Here is a 19,153-nt window from a genome sequence, read left to right on the forward strand (position 1 = left end):
CGCCTCAGCGCGAAAGGATCAGGGTTCCGTCGGCAAAGCTGACGCTTGAGAACCTTTGCAGGTAGTCCATCCCGAGCAGCGACTGCTCCATGTCGCCGTCATTCACCCAGGCCGTGAGGCCGCTGTCGGTGAATTCGCCAAGCTGTACGGTGCCCAGCTTGACCGGCGCGGTTCTGACCACGCCATTGGCCGTCTGGGCGCGGCCGAAATAGTTGAGGCTGTCGGTGTCGATGCCCAGCCGCTCGGCGTCGCGGTCGGAGAGAACAACCTGGCTGGCACCGGTATCGACCATGAAGGTGACGGGCGTGCCATCGACCAACAGTTGCAGGTAGTAATGCCCGTCGGCGCTGCGCGGCACCTGGACCGAGTCCTGCGTGACCACCATGCGCGCGGTCGGGCTGACGGTGCTGCGGATGTCCTCCCACAGGCCGACGACGGCGATGACCCCGACGAAGATGAAGACCCAGACCAGCGCCTGTTGCAGGGTCTTGTTCAGGTTCTGTCGGTTGTGCGTGATGAACCACATCAATATGGCGGCGCCGAGCAGGACCAGATAGGTCATCCGGGCGATGTCGTCTGCGTTCATCCGTTTTCCCCAAGCCTTTGTTCCGGATTGAATATGGGCGCTCAGGCGGCGAATCCAAAGGCCTTGAGGCCATCGAGGATGAATTGCACCGAAAGCGCGGCCAGCAGCATGCCCAGCAGGCGGGTCAGCACGTTCAGCCCGGTCTTGCCCAGCCCGCGCGCGATCAGGCCGCCCGACAGGAAGAACAGCAGAACCACGGCCATAACGGCCAGCATGACGGCGGTCGCGGCGAAAATTCCCTGAAAGCCGGGGTGCTGCCCGGCCAGAAGGATGATCGTGGCGATCGAGCCCGGTCCGGCCACCAGCGGAATGGCAAGGGGAAAGACCGACGGGTCTGGGTGCTCTTCCTCTTCGGCGCGGTCCTCGCGCCGCTTGGTGCGCCGTTCGAACAGCATGTCCAGCGCGGTCAGGAACAGCAGCGCCCCTCCGGCGACCCGGAAGGCGGGCATCGAGATGCCGATGAAGCCCAGCACCGCCTCTCCGAAGGCGGCAAAGGCGATCAGAATGCCCGTGGCCGTCAGGCAGGTCCGATAGGCCACTCTGCGGCGGGTGGCCGGATCCATGTCTTGTGTCAGCGCCACGAAGATCGGAGCCGTTCCAAAGGGGTCGATGACCACGAACAGGGTCGTGAACGCCGTGATGAAAAAGGCCATGTCGATCATTCGGCGGCGTCCCTCTGCAACTGTTGCAACACCTTCAGCGCCCGGTCGGCCTCGGCAGAGGGCACATAGACGTGGTCATGGTGATAGCCTGCGACCATGTTGGCCGGGATGCCCGCCTGTGCCAAGGCGGCGGACACCGCGGCGGTCAGCCCCACGCCTTCGAGCGAGGAATGGACCTGCAGCGTGATGCAGCGCATGGGCAGGGCGCCCTTGGGCGCCGCCTCCAGCGGCACGATCAGCGACAGCCCCTCGGCCTCGACGCAGCTGGCGCGGGTGCCTTCGGGCCAGGGCTTGTCACCGGGCCAGATCACGAAGGCGAACGCGCCGGGGGCGAGGCTGGGCTCCATGCCGGCGATCATCGCCTTGGAGTCGCGCACGGGGGTGCTCATGCCTGTGCCTCGGCCGCCTCGAGCCGTTCGGCGGCGGCCATCCACAGCGCCTCGGCCCGCTGCATGGCCTCGACCACTTCGGCGAATTTGCGGTTCCATGTCTCGAGGTCCGAGATCCGGTCGTCCTCGTACAGCGCGGGGTCGGCCAGCTTGGCCGACAGCTTCTCGTGCATGTCGGTCAGTTTCTCGACCCGTTCCTCGCATTTTCGGACCTCGGCGCGCAGGGCGAGCAGCGCCTCGCGCGAGGGGCGCTTGGGGCGGGCGGCTTGCGGTCTGGCCTTTGGCTCGGGCTTGTCGCGGGCCAGCAGCAGGGTGCGATAGGCTTCGAGGTCGCCCTCATAGGGTTTGACCGTGCCGTCCGAGACCAGCCACAGCCGGTCGGCCACGAGGCTGAGCAGGTGCATGTCGTGGCTGACCAGGATCACCGCGCCGGAATAGGCTGTCAGCGCCTCGACCAGCGCCTCGCGGCTTTCGATGTCGAGGTGGTTGGTGGGCTCGTCGAGGATCAGCATGTGCGGCGCGTCGATCGTGGCGATCAGCAGCGACAGCCGCGCCTTCTGCCCGCCCGACAGCCGGCCGACCTCGGTTTCGGCCTGATCCGCGCCTAGGCCGAACCCGGCCAGCCGGGCGCGCCACTTGGCCGGGGCCTCGTCGGGGCGCAGGCGGCGCAGGTGGTCCAGCGGCGTTTCGTCGATGCTCAGCTCGTCCACCTGGTGCTGGGCGAAATAGCCGATGCGCAGCTTGGAACTGCGGGTCAGCTTGCCCGCCATCAGCGGCAGGCGGCCGGCCAGCAGCTTGGACAGCGTGGACTTGCCTTGCCCGTTCTTGCCCAGCAGCGCGATCCGGTCGTCCTGGTCGATGCGCAGGTTCAACCGGCGCAGCACCGGCGTGTCACCATAACCGGTGACGCCGCCTTCGAGATGGATGATCGGCGGGGCCATTTCCTCGGGTTCGGGGAAGGTGAAGGCGCGCAGGGCGGCCTCTTGCGGGGTCGAGATGGGTTGCATCCGGGCCAGCGCCTTGAGACGGGATTGCGCCTGCTTGGCCTTGTCCGCCTTGTAGCGGAACCGGTCCACGTAGGATTGCAGATGCGCGCGGCGGGCCTCTTGTTTCTTGGCCATCGCCTCGGCCTGCGCCAGTTTCTCGGCGCGCTGGCGGGCGAACTGGTCGTAGGGGCCCTGGTAGAGCGTCAGCTTGCGGTCTTCGAGATGCAGGATCGAGCCCACGGCGCGGTTCAGCAGGTCGCGGTCGTGGCTGATGATGATGACGGTGTGGGGGTATCGGGCAAGGTAGCTTTCCAGCCACAGCGCGCCTTCGAGGTCGAGATAGTTGGTCGGTTCGTCCAGAAGCAGCAGGTCGGGCCGGGAAAACAGAACGGCCGCCAGCGCCACGCGCATCCGCCAGCCGCCGGAAAAGGCCGAGCAGGGCATCTGTTGCTCGTCGTCGTCAAAGCCGAGGCCCTTGAGGATCGACGCGGCGCGTGCCTCGGCCGACCAGGCGTCGATATCGGCCAGTCGGGTCTGGATCTCGGCGATGCGGGTCGGATCGCTTGCGGTTTCGGCCTCGGCCATCAGGGCCGTGCGCTCGGTATCGGCAGCCAGAACCGTGTTCAGCAGCGACACGTCCGAGGCCGGGGCCTCTTGCGCGACGCCGCCGATGCGGGCGTGGCGGGGCAGGGTGATGTCGCCCGATTCCAGCGCAAGTTCGCCGCGGATCAGGCGGAACAGCGTGGTCTTGCCGGTGCCGTTGCGCCCCACGAGGCCGACCTTGTGGCCATCGGGGATGATCGCCGAAGCGCCTTCGAAGAGGGGGCGGCCCTCGACCGCGTATGTGATGTTCTCGATCCGTAGCATGAGTGCGGTGTGGCGCAGGGCTGGCAGAGTGTCAATCGGGCGTGCAACAAGAGGCTTTCCAACCGCTGCGGTCCATGTTAGGCGGCGCGCGGTATATTCCGGCGCGGATCGCCCCGCGCCGTCAGCTCAAGGAGACGCCCGCATGGCACTGGAACGCACTTTCTCGATCATCAAGCCCGATGCAACCCGCCGCAACCTGACCGGCAAGATCAACGCCAAGCTGGAAGAAGCCGGCCTGCGTATCATCGCGCAGAAGCGGATCAAGATGACCAAGGAACAGGCCGGCAAGTTCTACGAAGTCCACAAGGACCGTCCGTTCTATGACGAGCTGTGCGAATTCATGTCGTCGGCTCCGGTCGTCGTGCAGGTTCTGGAAGGCGAAAACGCCATCGCCAAGAACCGCGAAGTCATGGGCGCCACCAACCCGGCAGACGCCGCCCCCGGCACCATCCGCGCCGAGTTCGCCGAGTCGGTCGGTGAAAACTCGGTCCACGGGTCGGACGCCCCGGAAACCGCGGCTGTCGAGATCGCCTATTTCTTCTCGGGCATCGAGCTGGTCGGCTAACCACCAGTCACCTGATTTCGAAAAGGGTCGTGCCCGATGCCGGGTGCGGCCCTTTTTCGTGCCGCCTCAGCCCTCGGGCGTGAGGTCGGCGGCCGAGACGCGCACGCCGACGGCGTCCAGTTCGGCGACCAGTTTCGAGACGGGTGCCGTTTTTGTGCCGGCCTTGATCCGGTCGAACCGCGCGCGCAGGGCCTTTTTCTCGTCGCCCTTGCAGTCGTTCCACGGGCGGCCCTGCAATCCCATCACCAGAACGTAGTAGCCGATGAAATGCGGGCGGGTGCCGGCCTCGATCAGCCTTGCATAGGCCGCATCCGCGCCCAGTTCGCGCAGCTCCTCGGCCGAATGGATGCCGGCGCGGGCGCAGGCCTGCTCGAAGGCGGGGCCGAGATTGCGGATCGAGGAGACGGGGCTGGGCATGGGGTCTGTCTAGCGGCGGTCGGCGGCGATGTCACGCTTGTCCGAGGTCTCGGCCTGGGATACCCAAGGGCTGGGGAGCCTACGGCAGGGGAGGACGGAATGAACGCATTGGATGTGGCACAGGCGGCGCGGCAGCTTGACCTGACCGATCCGCCCGAGGGCTTCGTCGAGAACCCGTTTCCGTTCTACGACGCGCTGCTGGCCCATGCGCCGGTTCTGCCGCAGCCGGACGGGTCGGTTCTGCTGAGCCGCCACCGGGATCTGGACCGGATCTATCGCGACACCAAGCTGTATTCGTCGGACAAGAAGGCCGCGTTCGGCCCGAAATTCGGCGTGGGCTCGCCTTTGTTCGAGCACCACACGACCTCGCTGGTGTTTTCCGACCCGCCGCTGCACACGCGGGTGCGCAAGATCATGACCTCGGCGCTGACCCCGCGGGCGATTGCCCGGATGGAGCCGGGGCTGATCGAGACGGTGGATCATCTGCTGGACGCGATGGCGGGAAAGCCCCGGGTCGATCTGATCGAGGATTTCGCCTCGACCATCCCGATCCAGATCATCGGCAACCTGCTGGACGTTCCGATGGAGGAGCGCGGGCCGCTGCGCGACTGGTCGCTGGCCATTCTGGGTGCGCTGGAGCCCGCGCTGACCGAAGAGCAACTGGCGCGGGGCCATGCGGCGGTCGAGGAGTTCAAGGCCTATCTGACCGATCTGGTGGCGCGGCGGCGGGAGGCGCCGGGCGATCCCGAGACCGACGTGCTGACCCGGCTGATCCGGGGCGAGGGGGCGGACGCGACCCTCAGCGAGATCGAGCTCTTGCAGAACTGTATCTTCATCCTGAATGCCGGACACGAGACCACCACGAACCTGATCGGCAACGGGCTGGCGCTGCTGAACGATCACCCGGAGCAGAAACAGCGCCTGCTGGACGACCCCGAGCTGATCACGCCGGCGGTGGAGGAGATCCTGCGCTTTCGCTCGCCCAACCAGTTCGGCAATCGCGAGACGACCGAGGACATCGAGTTGGACGGACTGGCGATCCCGGCGGGCACCAACCTGCACCTGTGCATCGGCGCGGCGAACCGTGACCCCGAGGTGTTCGGCGATCCCGCCCGGTTCGACATCACCCGCAAACCGAACCGGCACCTGGCCTTTGCCGGTGGGCCGCATGTCTGCGTCGGGCTGACGCTGGCACGGATGGAGGGGCGCATCGCCATCGGCCGTCTGCTGGCGCGGTTCCCCGGCTATCGCCTGTTGGACGGGCGGGTGCGGGGCGGGCGCATCCGGTTCCGTGGCTACGCCGCGCTGCCCGCGGAACTGTAGGCGGGCGTTCGGTCACGCGGCGGGTCAGGACTTCGACAGGTTCAGCGTGACCTCCAGCCCCGGATCGGCGTTGCGGGCGGTGAAGCTGCCGCCATGCATCCGGGCGATGGCCGCCACCAGCGCCAGCCCCAGACCCGAGTTCCGGCTGCCGCGGGCCGGGTCCAGCGTGACGAAGGGCTGGTCCAGCCGGCCCAGATCAGAGGCGGGCACGCCGGGGCCCATGTCGCGGACGCTCAGCCGGGCATGGCCGTCCTGCTCTCCCAGTTCGACCGTGATGCCGGTGCCTTCGGGCGCGTAGCGCAGGGCGTTTTCCAGCAGGTTCGACAGCGCCTGGGACAGAAGCGGCCGGTGGCCGGGGATGGGCGGGGCGGTGCCGGTCAGGCTGAGTTCAACCCCCTGATCCGCAGCGACGGGTTCGTAGAGTTCCACCACGTCCGCGGCCAGTCGGCCAAGATCGACCTGTTCGAACTGCTCGCGGCCCAGCCCGGCCTCGGCGCGGGAAATCTCGGTCAGTTGCGCCAGAACGCGCAGCAGGTGGTCGACCTCTCCCAGTGCGCGGATGGCGTCGGCCTCGCGCTCGGGCTCGGGGCGGTCTGGAATGGACAGGGCCTCGACCCGCTGGCGCAGGCGTGACAGCGGCGAGCGCAGGTCATGGGCGATCGAGTTGGAGGTGGTGCGCAGGTTGCTGACCAGTTCCTCGATCCGGTCCAGCATCTCGTTCAGCGTACCGGCCACCTGGTCGAACTCGTCGCCCGAGCCGCGCAGGGGGATGCGGCGCGAAAGGTCGCCCGAGACGATGTCGTCGGCGGTGCGGGCGATGTCCTTGAGGCGCGAGAACACAAGCCGCGTCAGCAGCCAGCCGGTCAGCAGGCTGAGCGCGAAGGCGGCGATGAGCGCCAGAAAAACCGAACGGAACAGGACCCGGTCGAACTGCTGCCGGGCCGAGGCGTCGCGCCCGACCAGCAGGCGTTCGCCGGTGCGCAGGCGGATCGAGGCGGCCGAGATCGGGACGGCTTCGTTCGAGGCGGTCTTGATCACGTCAAGCTCGACCCAGCCGCTGCCGGGTTCGATCTCCGGGGGCCACCTCAGCATGTTGCCGGCCAGGACCAGCCCGTCCGGATCCGTCAACAGGTAGAGCGCGTCGCGTTCGGCGGCATTGCCGAGGCGTCGTTCGATGGCGGTGAGCAGGCCCAGCATCCCGCGCCGTTCATATTCGTCGGCCAGCCCGGTCAGTTCGGCGGTGACCACCGACCGCGTCTCGCCGGCGATGGTCCGGTTCGCGGTGACATAGACCAGCGCCAGCACGGCGGCCGTCAGCAGCGTGCTGAGCACCATGCTGGCCAGAACCAGCCGCGTGCGGGCGTTTCTGAGGGACAGCACGGACCTAGCCATCGGACATCATGTATCCGGCGCCGCGCACGGTTTCGATCAGCGGCTCGCCGCCGCCCTCGTCCAGCTGGCGGCGCAGTTTCGAGATATGCACGTCCACCACGTTGGTGTTCGGGTCGAAGTGATAGTCCCACACGCCTTCCAGCAGCATGGTGCGCGACACCACGCGGTTCTTGCGGCGCAGGAAGAATTCGAGGATCTGGAACTCGCGCGGGGTCAGGGTGATCTCGCGGTCGCCGCGCGTGACGCGGCGCGTCAGCAGGTCCATCTTGAGGTCGCGGCAGGTGAGAACCGAAGCTTCCTCGGTTTCCTGCGGACGGCGCAGAAGGGCCTCGATGCGGGCGTGAAGTTCCTGAAAGGAAAAGGGCTTGACGAGATAGTCATCGGCCCCGGCGCGCAGGCCCTTGACCCGCTCGTCAACGGCGCTCATCGCGGTCAGCATCAGAACGGGGGTCTTGAGACCCGCCGCACGCAGGGACTTGACCAGCGACAGCCCGTCGAGACCGGGCAGCATCCGGTCAAGGATGATCGCGTCAAAACCACCGTCGGTGGCGTGATACAGCCCCTCGCGCCCGTCTTCGCAGGCCTCGACGGTGTATCCTTCCTCGGCAAAGCCCTTGGCGATGAACTCGCGGGTGTCGGCGTCGTCCTCGACGATCAGAATGCGTCTGCTCATGCTGAGAAATCCTTTTCCGACAGGTATATGCGGATGTTTCCCGAAATGCACGCGCCGGGTGCGGTTGCCCGCACCCGGCAGTTCGGCGATGGGGGGACGCGTGTTCATCGCCGGAGTTGCGCGCCTGAAAGCCTCACCAATCGGCGCGCGCGTGTCCATGTCAGGCGATGTCGACGGCCACGAAGATCCGGTTGCCGCCGCGGTCGATCAGCACCAGCACCGGATCGGAGGCTTCGCTGTCGAGCGCCTCCTTCAACTCGGCGGGGTCGTCCACCGGCCGGCCGCCGAACTGCACGATCACGTCGCCCCTGCGCAGACCGGCCTTGGCCGCCGGGCTGTCGGGGTCGATCGAGGTGACCACGACGCCTTTCGTGTCGCCGTCGATCCCCAGTTGCGCGCGGGTGGTGTCGTCCAGCGGGGCCACGGTGACGCCCAGAACCCGCTGGGAGTCATCGCTGGCCGAAGGGATGGCCGTATCGGCCGAGGCCAGTTGATGCTTGCCGATGGTGACGGTGAGCTCTTTCTCCTTGCCGTTGCGCAGCACCTTGATGGTGGAGTCGGTGCCTGCGCGGGTGGCGCCCACCAGACGGGGCAGGTCGGCGCTGGATTTCACCTCGGTCCCGTTGAAGGACAGGATCACGTCGCCCTGTTTCAGCGCGCCTTCGGCGGGGCTGTCGCTCAAGACATCAGAAACCAGCGCCCCGGTGGGCTTGTCGATGCCCATGGCGGCGGCGATTTCCGGGGTGACGGTCTGGATCGAGACGCCAAGCCAGCCGCGATCCACCTGGCCGTCCTCCATCAGGTCATCGACGATGGTTTCAACGATGTTCGAGGTGACCGCAAAACCAAGCCCCACTGAGCTGCCCGTGGGCGAATAGATGGCCGAGTTCACGCCGACCACCTCGCCTTCCATGTTGAACAGCGGGCCGCCCGAGTTGCCCTTGTTGATCGCGGCGTCGGTCTGGATGAATTCGGCATAGGGGCCGTCCGAGATGTTGCGGCCCTTGGCCGAGACGATGCCGGTGGTAACGGTGGAGCTCAGGCCGAAGGGATTGCCGATGGCGACGACGTCTTCGCCCACGCGGATCTCGTCGCTGTCGCCCAGCTTGACGGCCGGAAGCTCCTCGTCCGTGTCGATGCGCAGCAGGGCGATATCGGTCAGGGGGTCAGTGCCGATGACCTGCGCATCGAAGGTGCGGTCGTCGCTCAGCCGCACGGTGACCGTATCGGCCCCTTCGATCACGTGGTTGTTGGTGACGATATGGCCGTCCTCTTCCAGGATGAAACCGGATCCCAGGCCCCGGCTGGGGCCGGGGTTCGGCATCCCGAACCCCTCGGGCATGCCGAACTGGCGGAAGAATTCGTTCAATGGGTGATCACCCAGATCCAGCCCCCTTGCGCCCTTCGGGCCGGGCTTGGGCTTGTGTTCCGCGATGATGGTCACGACCGAGGGCGAAACCTCTTCGACCAGATCGGCGAGGGCTTCGTCGGCGAGGGCGGGAAGGGCGGTCGAAGTCATCAGCGCCGCGCCGAGCGCGCCGGCGCCCGTCCAGCCTGACAGCGAAGGGAATAGTCGGGATGTCTTGCGGATCGTCATTTTCGTCTCCTGTAATCGGGCGGGTTGTTCCGGGTTTGAAGCAGGAGATGACCTTGCAGCCTGTAAGCTTCCTGTCGGCAGGATTAAGATTTCTTCATCTTGTGCGGATCGGGCGGGGCTGGCAGTCCTCGCCGTGGGCCGCAACCCCGGGGGAAAGACCGTGTTTCCGGCCCTGTTTCAGGTGCCCGGGCCCAGGTGTCGACCGCGTCACATCAAAGGCTCGGACGTGGTCGTATCGAATCGCCAACCGCCTTTTCCGGTCAAATCGATCAGCGATCGGACGGGGTATGGTATTGTTGCAACAAGGGGAAATAGTTTTTGCGCTAACGGGGTGATTGTTGATGGATGGGAAACGAGAGGGCTGGGTGGCGGAAAAGTCTCAAAATGATCTATCGAGGGTTGAGCGATTATTGCCTGCCGGATCTTGAACGGTCATCTTCCGGTCTTTGAAAAATCTGTACTTGAGTCACGGATCTTGAAAGTTTTGTTCAAATATCACTGATTCTGTGAATATCTGTTACTCTATCCAGGGTTGAGTCGGTCAAGAGCGAACTGTTGCGGAAAAACATGGTGTCCATGCGCTGCCGGCAAGACCCCCTCGATTTTTCCGTTGTCTGCTCATGACAGATGCGCAACCATGAAATTGCCCAAGTGAGGGGGACCTGTCGGCGCCGGGGGGTGCCGTCGGTAAATTTCAGTCAACTGGAAACGCTGGCTGCCATGTTAACGAGGGGGTCAAGTATTTGTGCGGCGGCGGCGTAACCGGGCAACCTTTTCGGTTTCCCGGCGGTGTTCCCAGGTGTCAGTGAAATGTTAAAGAATCTAACTGGGCAGGCGGTCCGGCTTTGAAAGCCGGACCGCACTCTTTTTGGGGGACGCGAAATTTCGCGCTCAGGTCCCCCGAGCGCCTTTTTGCCCGGCACGCCAGCGGTCCCAGTCCCGGGGGGTATCCAGATCGGTGCGCGCGTGCTGACCGGGCAGGGGCGTCAGGTGGACCCGGTCGGAATGGCGGTTCACGATTGACTGTGCCCCGCCGTCACCGGTCAGGGTGGCCAGTTCTCTGAACAGGGAAGAATGGAAGACAACCGGATGCCCCGGTTTTCCGTCTTCGGTCGCGCCTCTCCAGATAAGCATGTCCGGGGCATCCGTGACGCTTTCGAGCACCGCTGCCAGGTCTGCCGCGGTCAGGTCCACCAGATCGGCCAACATCACCATGACAGCCGTGGATTCCTCGGGCAGGGCCTTTAGCGCGCCGCGCAGGCTGGCGTTCATGCCCTCGTCCGCGTCGGCGATCGGAACGATGCGGACATCCAGCCCGGCCAACGCGTCGTGGCGCGGGTGCGGGGCTGGGGGCAGGGCCACGATGACCGGGGCCACGGCACGCGCGATTTCCGCGGTCCGGCGCAGCAGGGGCTGGCCGTCGATGTCCTGCATCAGCTTGTCCGCGCCGCCCATGCGGCTGGACCGGCCAGCAGCAAGGAGGATGATCGGAATGGTGCTCATGCCGCCACCATGGCGTGTGGCGCGGGCGTTGTCACCCGCGCATGCGTGCGCCATCCGCGTCGAAGGGCGGGGTCGAGAGAACGCGGGCCTTGCGCATCTGGCCCAAGATCTCGATCTCGACCTGCAGCCCGTCCGCGATACGGTCGGTGGGCAGAAAGCCCATCGCGATGGATTTTCCCGTGTGGTGCGAATAGCCACCCGAAGTGCAGAAGCCCACGACCTTGCCGTCCAGCCAGATCGGTTCATAGGCGTTCACGTCGGCATCGTCGGCATCGACCTCGAAGGCCACCAGCCTGCGCGCGGGGCCTGTCGCACGTTCCGCCTCGGCGGCGGCGCGGCCGATGAAATCGGCGGGCTTGTTGAAGGCGATGAAGCGGTCCAGCCCGGTTTCCGCAGGCGTGTAGTCGGGTGAAAACTCGCGCATCCACGAGCCGAAGAACTTGTCGAGCCGCAGGCTCATCATCGCGCGCATCCCGAAGGGCACCACGCCGTGCGGCTGACCGGCCTGCCACAGGGTCCACCACAGTTGGCGCTGCGCCATCGGATCGCAGTAGATCTCGAACCCCAGATCGCCGGTATAGCTGACCCGCTGCACGATGCAGTCGGTCATGCCCACGACCATCCGGCGCACGTCCATGAAGCGCATGTCGCTGACATCCTCGCGCGTGCAGGCGGCCAGAACCTCGCGGGCCTTGGGGCCGGCGATCTGGAAGCCGTTGCGTTTGTCGCTGATATTCTCGACGGTTACGCCGTCTTGCTGATGCTGCTGGAACCATCGCATGTGGAAGTTCTGCGCGCCGTATGAGGCGGTGAGCTGGAACTCTTCCTCGCCCAGACAGGAGACGGTGAAATCGCCGATCAGCTTGCCTTTGGGCGACAGCATGGGCGTCAGCGACAGGCGGCCCGGGGCGGGGATGCGCCCGGCCATGATGCGGTCGAGCCAGGCGCGGGCGCGCGGACCTGTCACCAGGTATTTGCCGAAATTGTGCACCTCGTTGATGCCGACGCCCTCGCGCACGGCGCGCACCTCGCGGCCCGTGGCGGCAAAGGCGTCAGAGCGGCGGAACGAGGGGGTTTCATAGGTCGGCTCGCCCTCTTGCGCGAAATAGTTCGGCACCTCGAGCCCGTATTGCTGGCCCCAGACCGCACCCAGATCGCTGAAGATGTCATACATCGGCGTGGTGCGGTTGGGCCGCGCGGCCGGCAGTTCCTCGTTAGGGTAGGCGACGGAGAAGCGCTTCTGATAGTTCTCGATCACCTTGGGGCGGGTATAGCCGGGGGTGATCCAGTCGCCGAACCGGGCCACGTCCATGGCAAAGACGTCGCGTTCGGGCTCGCCCTCGATCATCCATTGCGCCAGTGTCAGGCCGACGCCGCCGCCCTGGCTGAACCCGGCCATGACGCCGCAGGCCGACCAGTAGTTGCGCACGCCGGGCACCGGGCCGACCAGCGGGTTGCCGTCGGGGGCAAAGGTGAAGGGGCCGTGGATCACCGATTTCACCCCGGCCTCGGCCAGAACCGGGAAACGGCGATAGGCGAACTCGATCGAGTCGGTGATCTTGTCGAAATCGTCTGGCAGCAGCTCGTGCCCGAACTCCCACGGGGTGCCATCCACCGCCCAGGGCTTGCAGGGCTGTTCGTAGAAGCCGATGCACAGGCCGCGCCCCTCCTGCCGCAGGTAGCTTTCGCCGGCCGGGTCCATGACGTGCGGATGCTCGCCGCCCGCGTCGATGATCGCCTCGATTTCGGGGATATTGTCGGTGACGAGGTATTGATGCTCCATCGGGTGCAGCGGGAAGTAGATGCCCGCCATCGCGCCCACCTCGCGCGCCCAGAGGCCGCCGGCGTTGACGATATGCTCGGCGTGGATGGTGCCCTTGTCGGTCACCACGTCCCATGTGCCGTCGGGGCGCTGGTTGGTCTCGCGCACCATGCAGTGGGTCTCGATGGTGGCCCCACCCATCTTTGCGGCCTTGGCATAGGCGTGGGTGGTGCCCGAGGGGTCGAGGTGCCCGTCCAGAGGGTCATAAAGCGCGCCGATGATGCCGTCGGTGTTGGTGATCGGCGCGATCTTCTTGATCTCGTCGGGGCCCACGATCTCGGTTTCCAGCCCCATGAAGCGGTGCTTGGCGCGTTCGGCCAGCAGCATGTCGAACCGGTCCTGGTTGTCGGCCAGCGTGATGCCGCCCACATGGTGCAAGCCGCAGGACATACCGGTGATCTCTTCCAGTTCCTTGTAGAGCCGGATGGTATAGCCTTGCAGCGCGGCCATGTTGGTGTCGCCGTTCAGCGTATGAAACCCGCCCGCCGCGTGCCAGGTCGAGCCGCTGGTGAGTTCCGACCGCTCCAGCAGCATCACATCCGACCAGCCCAGCTTGGTGAGGTGATAGAGCACCGAACAGCCTACGACGCCGCCACCGATGACGGCAACCTGACAGGTGGTTTTCATGGGTTCCCTCCGGTTTTTGCGGCGAGGGTGCAGGGCGCCTTCGCCGCTTTCTGTTCCGTTAGCGACACGTTTTGTCGTTTGCCTCAGTCGCTGGTGCGCAGGCGCGAATGCTGCACGATCCAGACCGTCAGAATGGGGGCCAGCAGGGTGATCAGGGCGACGGTGATCAGCAGGATGCCCAGTTCGGAATAGTCGGCGGGCGTGGTGACGGTGCCGTCGGGGGCCTTGACCTCGCGCGTGACGGTGAAGATCTGGTTGAGATACTTGGTGCCGAGGCTGGAGGCGGAAAGCGCCAGGTTGGTGAACGAGGCCATGACTGCGAAGAAGGTCGCCTTGAGCGCGGGGGGCGCGTTGCGGGCGATCCAGGCCAGCATCGGGATCATCGAGATCTGGCCCAGCGGAGATTCGATTGCCGTGTCGATGATGGCGATGAAGCGCGCATCCACGACGCCGCCGGTCAGTTCCGCGGTCCAGTGGTGGATGCCGTAATACAGCCCGATCCCCGGAAGCGACATGATCCCTGCGGCGATGCTCAGCAGGATCACGATGTCGGCGATGGTCTTGGACGCCATCAACGGGCGCAGCACCACCATGCCGAACAGCGTCAGTACCGAGGTGATCAGATAGAGCACCGACAGGAACTGCTGGTCAAAGCCCAGAACGTCGATCTCGAACCAGGAGTTGCCCGCGCCGGGCAGCGGGACGGCGCGGAAGACGAAGACGATGATCGCGGTGCCCACCAGCGCCCGCGCCTTGTCGGGTTCGAGATTGCGGACCAGTTGCCGCATCAGCGTCAGCACGATGGCCATGGACCCGGCAAAGACGATTTCCTGTGAAAAGGGCATGTCCAGCAGACCCACCGTCAGGGTCATGGCGACGAAGATCGCGCCGCCGGTGAAATACCAATGGTTCGCCTTGATCGGTTCTCCGTCCGGGTCGAAATGCTTCAGCGCCTCGTCGCGGCTCAGCCCTTGCTGGATCAGGAACCGGATGGTTTTGCGTTTCTGGAGGCCGGCGAGCACGACGCCCGAGATCGAGATGCAGGGGATCAGCAGCGCCAGCAGGTAGATTTCGCCGTAGACGGCGGCCTTGTCGGCCTCGGGCAGGGTTTCGATCCCGGCAAACAGCCAGATGTTCAGAGCGGCGACGGAGCTGGCGCCGCTGATAAGGGCAAAGCGGCCCAGCGTCTGCATCGTGGTGTGCAGGGCGCGTTCGGTCTCGGTGTCCAGCGGTTGTCCGTATTCGTCGCGTTTCGGCACCGCCTCGACCGACATGGCGTCGGCCACCGCGTCCTGGATGACGTATCCGCAGGGGGCCAGCAGCACCGACAGCACATACCATGCGGTCACCGACATGATCTCGGGCATCCAGGCCACCCGCGTGGCCAGCCCGAACATGATCAGCAGGCTGGTCGCGATCAGGGCCGCGCCCACATAGATGAGCCACGCCTTCCACCGCCAGATCAGGTCCACCAGGTGCCCCAGCGGCATCTTGAGCGCCCACGGCAGACCGGCCCAGAAGGCGAGGCCTGCAATGAAGGCGGCGGAGACGTCGAGATATTCCTTGACGAAAAAGGTGCCCACGATCCCGGTCAGGCCCTGCGCGCCGGCCGCGAAATAGACCATCAGCGGCGGCAGGAAGGACCAGCGCAACTGGCGGCCCAGATCCAGAACCACCGCGTCGAACCAGAGCCAGAGACGCGCGGCGGCCTTCATAGCGGTCGGATCTTGAGCTCGGTCACCCGGTTGCCTTCACGCTTGGTGACCTCGAAGCGGAAGCCGTGGAAGGCAAAGACCTGTCCGACCGTCGGGATCATCTGCGCCTCGTGGATCACCAGGCCGGCGACCGTGTTGGCCTCTTCATCCGGCAGGTTCCAGTCCATTGCGCGGTTGAGATCGCGAATGGTCATGGCGCCATCCACCAGATACTGGCCATCCTCGGTGCGGATGACCTCGGATTCCGCATCGGTGTCGAACTCGTCGGTGATCTCGCCGACGATCTCTTCGAGAATGTCCTCGAGCGTGATCAGGCCGCGGAGCGAGCCGTATTCGTCCACCACCAGCGCGAAGTGGCTGCGCATCCGCAGGAATTCGCGCATCTGGTCGTCGAGCGTGGTGGTTTCCGGTACGAAATAGGGGGCGTTGGCGACCTTGGTGATGTCGAAGTTCCGCAGCCGGTCGGTGTCGCCGCCAGACCCGCCCACCTGCGCATACATGGCGCGGAACAGGTCCTTGGCGTGAACCACGCCGATGATGTTCTCGTGCTCGCCGCGATAGACCGGCAGGCGGGTGTGCGGGCTTTCGAGACATTGCTGCAGGATTGCCTCGGGCTCGTCCTCGGCGTCGATCATCTCGATGTTCGAGCGGTGCAGCATGATTTCTTCGACCGTGCGTTCCCCCAGATCGAGCGCGCCTAGGATGCGGTCGCGGTCCTCTTTTTCGACGACGCCCTCGGAATGGCCCAGCTGCAAGGCGCCTGCGATTTCCTCGCGCACCGCCAGGATGTGGCTGTCGGGGTCGATCCTGACGCCGAACAGGCGCAGCACGCCGCGCACCAGAAGGCGGACGGCGGCGACGACAGGCGCGAATACCGTCACGATCACGCTGATGGCCGGGGCCACGGCGGCGGCGGCCTTTTCGGCGTTGGTGATTGCGTAGGTCTTGGGCAGGACCTCGGCAAAGATCAGCACCAGCAGCGTCATCACCAGCGTCGCCAGCGCCACGCCGCTTTCGCCGAACATGCGGGTGAACAGTGCCGTCGCCAGCGAGGCCGCAAGGATATTGACCAGGTTGTTGCCCAGCAGGACCGAGCCGATCAGGCGCTCGTTGTCGTCGGTGATGTCCAGCGCCTTCTGCGCCCCGCGCGAGCCCTTGTCCGCCTGCGCCCGCAGCTTGCCGCGCGACGAGGCGGTCAGCGCGGTTTCCGAGCCCGAGAAAAAGCCCGAGAGAACGAGCAGAAACAGGATGGCGCCGGAGGTGATCCAGAATGCGCCGTCGATTGTGGAAGAGGTCGGGTCCATCGGTCCTACGTTGTGCTTGGTGTTCTGTCCGTTATGGGGGCGGTGCCTTGCCCGATCAAGGGGTTAGCCTTTGTTCCTGGCAAGGGGATGATGTTCGAGCACCAGTTCGGACAGGCGTTCGTCGAGAACATGGGTGTAGATTTCCGTGGTCGCCACGTCTGCGTGCCCCAGCAGCGTCTGGATCGCGCGCAGGTCGGCCCCGTTCGCCAGCAGGTGCGTCGCGAAGGCGTGGCGCAGGGTGTGCGGCGTCACCTTGTCGGGCGGCAGGCCGGCCGTTACGGCGAGTTCCTTGATCAGCAGGTAGAAGCGGTGGCGCGTCAGGTGGCCCGACTTGCCGCGCGAGGGAAACAGGAATTTCGAGGGCCGCCCGCCCTTGCTGACCAACTGTTCCTCAGCCTCGTCCCGGACCGCCAGCCAGGCGGCCAGCGCTTCGCGCGCCGGGGGCGAGAGGGGCACCATCCGCTCTTTCCCGCCCTTGCCGAGGACCAGCAGCATCCGGGGATCGCCCCGCGCCGAGGCAACGGGCAGCGAGACAAGTTCGGTCACCCTCATGCCGGTGGCATAGAGCACTTCCATCAGGCAGGTGTTGCGCAGCCGGTCGGATTGCGTTCGCCCGGTCGTGCGCGCCGCGTCCAGAAGGCGATCGACCTCGGGCACATCCAGCGTCTTGGGCAGACGTTTCTGGCGGCCCGGCCCCTTGATCTGGATGGCGGGGTTGGAGTCGCGCCAGCCTTCCTCGAAGGCAAAGCGGTAGAGTTGTTTGATCGCCGACAGACGCCGGGCGCGTGTGGATTGCGCCAGCCCCTGCGCGTCGCAGTCGATCAGATAGGCCTCGACCTGGTCCCGGTCGGCGGTCGCGAAGTCGGAGTTTTTCCGGGACAGGAAGCCGGCGAAATCCTTCAGATCCCGCCCATAGGCGAGCAGCGTGTTGGTCGCGGCGCCGAGTTCGGCGGCCTGCGCCTCGAGAAAGGTCGAAATCCACAGATCCTGCGTGGCCGGTCCGCCCATGTCTCACCCCCCGTTCAGGATCAGCAGTTGCAGGGCGGCCCGGCGCGCGGTGTCCTCGAGCCCGACGTGACGCAGAGCCGAGATGGCGCCGGTCAGATCGACGAGGTTGCCGCGGGCGCCCTGGGCAAAGAGCTGCATGGTCACGAGGATCGCCTCTCCGAACTGGCCCTTGTCCAGAAGCGTGCGGACCTCGCGCGGAACGTCGGCCGCCCAGACGAAGCCCTCGGAAACAGCGTCTGCGAGTGGGGACGGGGACAGCCCACGCCCCGGTTCGCCCCGCGCCAGCGCCGCGAGGAACCTGTTGGCCTCGGAGTCATCCGGCGGGTTTTGGGCCGCCTGCTCGTAGAAGTCCGAGAGCAACAGGATACGCCAGCGCAGGTTTTCCGCGTCCTTGTCGGGAAGCTCGTGTTGCACCAGCTGCTCGGCGAACAGCTCGGCAAAGGGAACCTCGAGATCGACGGCGGCCATTGCCTCCCAAACCGGGGGCAGGGCCTTGGCAATGGCGGAGGGGTCTTTGGTGGAGAGTGCCGCTTCGAAACGCTGCACGGCCTCGACGCGATCCCAGACCCCGCCCGAGGCGGCAGGTTCGCGCTCGGTATAGAGCCCCAGCAGGCGGTTCGGCGTCAGGGCGCCGATGCGGGTCAGGCGTTCGGCCGCTTCGACCTGTGCCTTCCATCCGGCCACGTCGCGCAGATCGGCATTGGCGAAGGCGCGGGGAAGCGGCGCGGTCGGCAGGCGCTCTCCGATCGTTTCGAACAGGCGGAAGGTGAGCGGGTCCGGGTCGTCGGGCTGCGGCAGGGGCGGCGCGCCTTCGAAGAGTTCCGGGCTGAGGAAGCGGTCGAGTAGGTCAAGCTCTTCGGGTGAGAGCAGATCCAGGGCGTGCGCGGCCTCGAGTGTCAGCGCGGCCGAGGCCCAGTCGCCGCGCCGGGCCTTGCAGAAGATCTGCGCCGGGTAGCTGTGCGACAGATACGGTTGCGCGATCAGGGCCGCGCAGCTGCGGTCCTCGTCACCGGTCAGAAGGGTGGCGTCGAACCAGCGTTTGAAGCGGTCTTGCGAGTCGGTCGGGCCGGCAAGCTGGACCAGCGCCTGCGCCGGATCGACGGCCCCCAGTTGCATCAGCCTGTCCAGCCGGGCCGACAGCAGGGTTTCATGGGCACCTGGCCCCGATGGCGCGCGCGACTCGGACAGAAGCAGGGTGAACAGCAGACGCTGCATCGCCGGGTTGTCGCGGACAGGAACGGTCAGAATGAGGTCGGCGAGATGGTCGGGGTCGCTGCCGCGCCACAGATCCACCGGCAAGCCGGTCACGGATGACGACACCAGGCCCAGCGGGGGGGAAAGCCGCTCGAGCGGGGTCACTTCGACCTCGGGACGCGCGCCGGTGTCCGTGACCGGCGGTTCCAGCAGTACCGTTCCGGGCAGGTTCCGCGGCGGTTCGTTCAGCCAGTCGATCGCCGACAGGGGTTGCTGCGCCAGCGCCGGTCCGGTCAGCCATAGCGCGATCAGCGCCGCTCTAGTCCACATCCAGGGTCACCGGAACGCGGACTTCGCCTTGCGGTGCGGAAAAGTCGGCGCCAAAGAACTCGCCGAGATAGGCATACCCGACAAGCCCGATGAAACACAGGCAAATGATGTAGACGAGGAATTTGATCAAGCGGCCCATTGCCTCACGCTGCCCCATTCTGCTCTTTTGACCAAGTTATAACTTCCAATTTCC

General features: G+C 65.9%; 17 protein-coding genes. 2 read left to right on the top strand and 15 right to left on the bottom strand.

All coding sequences use genetic code 11. The features are described from left to right. Positions 1 to 4: 4 nt before the first annotated feature. Genes AVO45_RS10285 through AVO45_RS10300 form a run of 4 tightly spaced genes read right to left on the bottom strand, consistent with a single transcriptional unit; the run spans position 5 to position 3,490 of the window. Positions 5 to 586, bottom strand: a complete 582-nt coding sequence (locus AVO45_RS10285) for a retropepsin-like aspartic protease family protein (protein WP_068346555.1) — start codon at positions 584 to 586, stop codon at positions 5 to 7. Positions 587 to 627: 41 nt separating this feature from the next. Then, a complete protein-coding gene (locus AVO45_RS10290) occupies positions 628 to 1,248 on the bottom strand; it encodes a MarC family protein (protein WP_068346557.1) in 621 nt (206 codons plus the stop codon). Then, complete coding sequence (locus AVO45_RS10295; RefSeq protein WP_068346559.1) at positions 1,245 to 1,637, bottom strand: ACT domain-containing protein; 393 nt, start codon at positions 1,635 to 1,637, stop codon at positions 1,245 to 1,247. The genes AVO45_RS10290 and AVO45_RS10295 overlap by 4 nt, the downstream gene beginning before the upstream one ends. After that, positions 1,634 to 3,490: an ABC-F family ATP-binding cassette domain-containing protein gene (locus tag AVO45_RS10300; RefSeq protein ID WP_068346560.1), complete on the bottom strand. Its 1,857-nt coding sequence runs from the start codon at positions 3,488 to 3,490 to the stop codon at positions 1,634 to 1,636. Before AVO45_RS10300 ends, AVO45_RS10295 begins: the two co-directional genes overlap by 4 nt. A gap of 142 nt (positions 3,491 to 3,632) precedes the next feature. Here AVO45_RS10300 and ndk point away from each other — a divergent pair, with 142 nt between their 5' ends. Beyond that, positions 3,633 to 4,055 carry a nucleoside-diphosphate kinase gene (gene ndk / locus AVO45_RS10305; RefSeq protein WP_068346563.1) on the top strand — a complete coding sequence of 141 codons (423 nt, stop codon included), beginning with the start codon at positions 3,633 to 3,635 and terminating at the stop codon, positions 4,053 to 4,055. 66 nt (positions 4,056 to 4,121) lie between these two features. On the opposite strand, the gene AVO45_RS10310 is transcribed toward ndk, so the two are convergent. Continuing rightward, on the bottom strand, positions 4,122 to 4,472 hold the full coding sequence (locus AVO45_RS10310) for a TfoX/Sxy family protein (RefSeq protein WP_068346565.1): 351 nt from the start codon (positions 4,470 to 4,472) through the stop codon (positions 4,122 to 4,124). A gap of 99 nt (positions 4,473 to 4,571) precedes the next feature. Here AVO45_RS10310 and AVO45_RS10315 point away from each other — a divergent pair, with 99 nt between their 5' ends. Continuing rightward, a complete protein-coding gene (locus AVO45_RS10315; protein ID WP_068346567.1) occupies positions 4,572 to 5,795 on the top strand; it encodes a cytochrome P450 in 1,224 nt (407 codons plus the stop codon). Between the two features lie 24 nt (positions 5,796 to 5,819). Here the strand turns inward: AVO45_RS10315 and AVO45_RS10320 are convergent, their stop codons facing one another. The 10 genes from AVO45_RS10320 to AVO45_RS19880 all read right to left on the bottom strand — a co-directional run bounded on the left by AVO45_RS10320 (position 5,820) and on the right by AVO45_RS19880 (position 19,099). Then, a complete protein-coding gene (locus AVO45_RS10320) occupies positions 5,820 to 7,187 on the bottom strand; it encodes a sensor histidine kinase (RefSeq protein WP_068346569.1) in 1,368 nt (455 codons plus the stop codon). Further along, the gene (locus AVO45_RS10325; protein ID WP_068346755.1) at positions 7,180 to 7,860 is read right to left on the bottom strand and encodes a response regulator transcription factor; all 681 of its coding nucleotides are present in this window, start codon (positions 7,858 to 7,860) and stop codon (positions 7,180 to 7,182) included. The genes AVO45_RS10320 and AVO45_RS10325 overlap by 8 nt, the downstream gene beginning before the upstream one ends. A gap of 160 nt (positions 7,861 to 8,020) precedes the next feature. After that, complete coding sequence (locus AVO45_RS10330; RefSeq protein WP_068346571.1) at positions 8,021 to 9,457, bottom strand: DegQ family serine endoprotease; 1,437 nt, start codon at positions 9,455 to 9,457, stop codon at positions 8,021 to 8,023. A gap of 891 nt (positions 9,458 to 10,348) precedes the next feature. Further along, positions 10,349 to 10,960 (bottom strand): nucleotidyltransferase family protein, encoded by a 612-nt coding sequence (locus AVO45_RS10335; protein WP_068346757.1) that lies wholly within the window; start codon positions 10,958 to 10,960, stop codon positions 10,349 to 10,351. A gap of 31 nt (positions 10,961 to 10,991) precedes the next feature. After that, the gene (locus AVO45_RS10340) at positions 10,992 to 13,409 is read right to left on the bottom strand and encodes a GcvT family protein (RefSeq protein ID WP_068346573.1); all 2,418 of its coding nucleotides are present in this window, start codon (positions 13,407 to 13,409) and stop codon (positions 10,992 to 10,994) included. Between the two features lie 83 nt (positions 13,410 to 13,492). After that, positions 13,493 to 15,124 (bottom strand): MFS transporter, encoded by a 1,632-nt coding sequence (locus tag AVO45_RS10345; RefSeq protein WP_068346575.1) that lies wholly within the window; start codon positions 15,122 to 15,124, stop codon positions 13,493 to 13,495. Further along, the gene (locus AVO45_RS10350) at positions 15,121 to 16,428 is read right to left on the bottom strand and encodes an HlyC/CorC family transporter (RefSeq protein ID WP_068346577.1); all 1,308 of its coding nucleotides are present in this window, start codon (positions 16,426 to 16,428) and stop codon (positions 15,121 to 15,123) included. The genes AVO45_RS10345 and AVO45_RS10350 overlap by 4 nt, the downstream gene beginning before the upstream one ends. A gap of 63 nt (positions 16,429 to 16,491) precedes the next feature. After that, on the bottom strand, positions 16,492 to 17,436 hold the full coding sequence (locus tag AVO45_RS10355; RefSeq protein WP_068346579.1) for a site-specific tyrosine recombinase XerD: 945 nt from the start codon (positions 17,434 to 17,436) through the stop codon (positions 16,492 to 16,494). A 3-nt stretch (positions 17,437 to 17,439) separates the two neighbouring features. After that, a complete protein-coding gene (locus AVO45_RS10360; RefSeq protein WP_068346581.1) occupies positions 17,440 to 18,960 on the bottom strand; it encodes a hypothetical protein in 1,521 nt (506 codons plus the stop codon). Next, positions 18,950 to 19,099: a hypothetical protein gene (locus AVO45_RS19880; protein WP_169796003.1), complete on the bottom strand. Its 150-nt coding sequence runs from the start codon at positions 19,097 to 19,099 to the stop codon at positions 18,950 to 18,952. Before AVO45_RS19880 ends, AVO45_RS10360 begins: the two co-directional genes overlap by 11 nt. Positions 19,100 to 19,153: the final 54 nt, after the last annotated feature.

Origin of the sequence: Ruegeria marisrubri (assembly GCF_001507595.1) — a bacterium.
Lineage (GTDB): Bacteria > Pseudomonadota > Alphaproteobacteria > Rhodobacterales > Rhodobacteraceae > Ruegeria > Ruegeria marisrubri.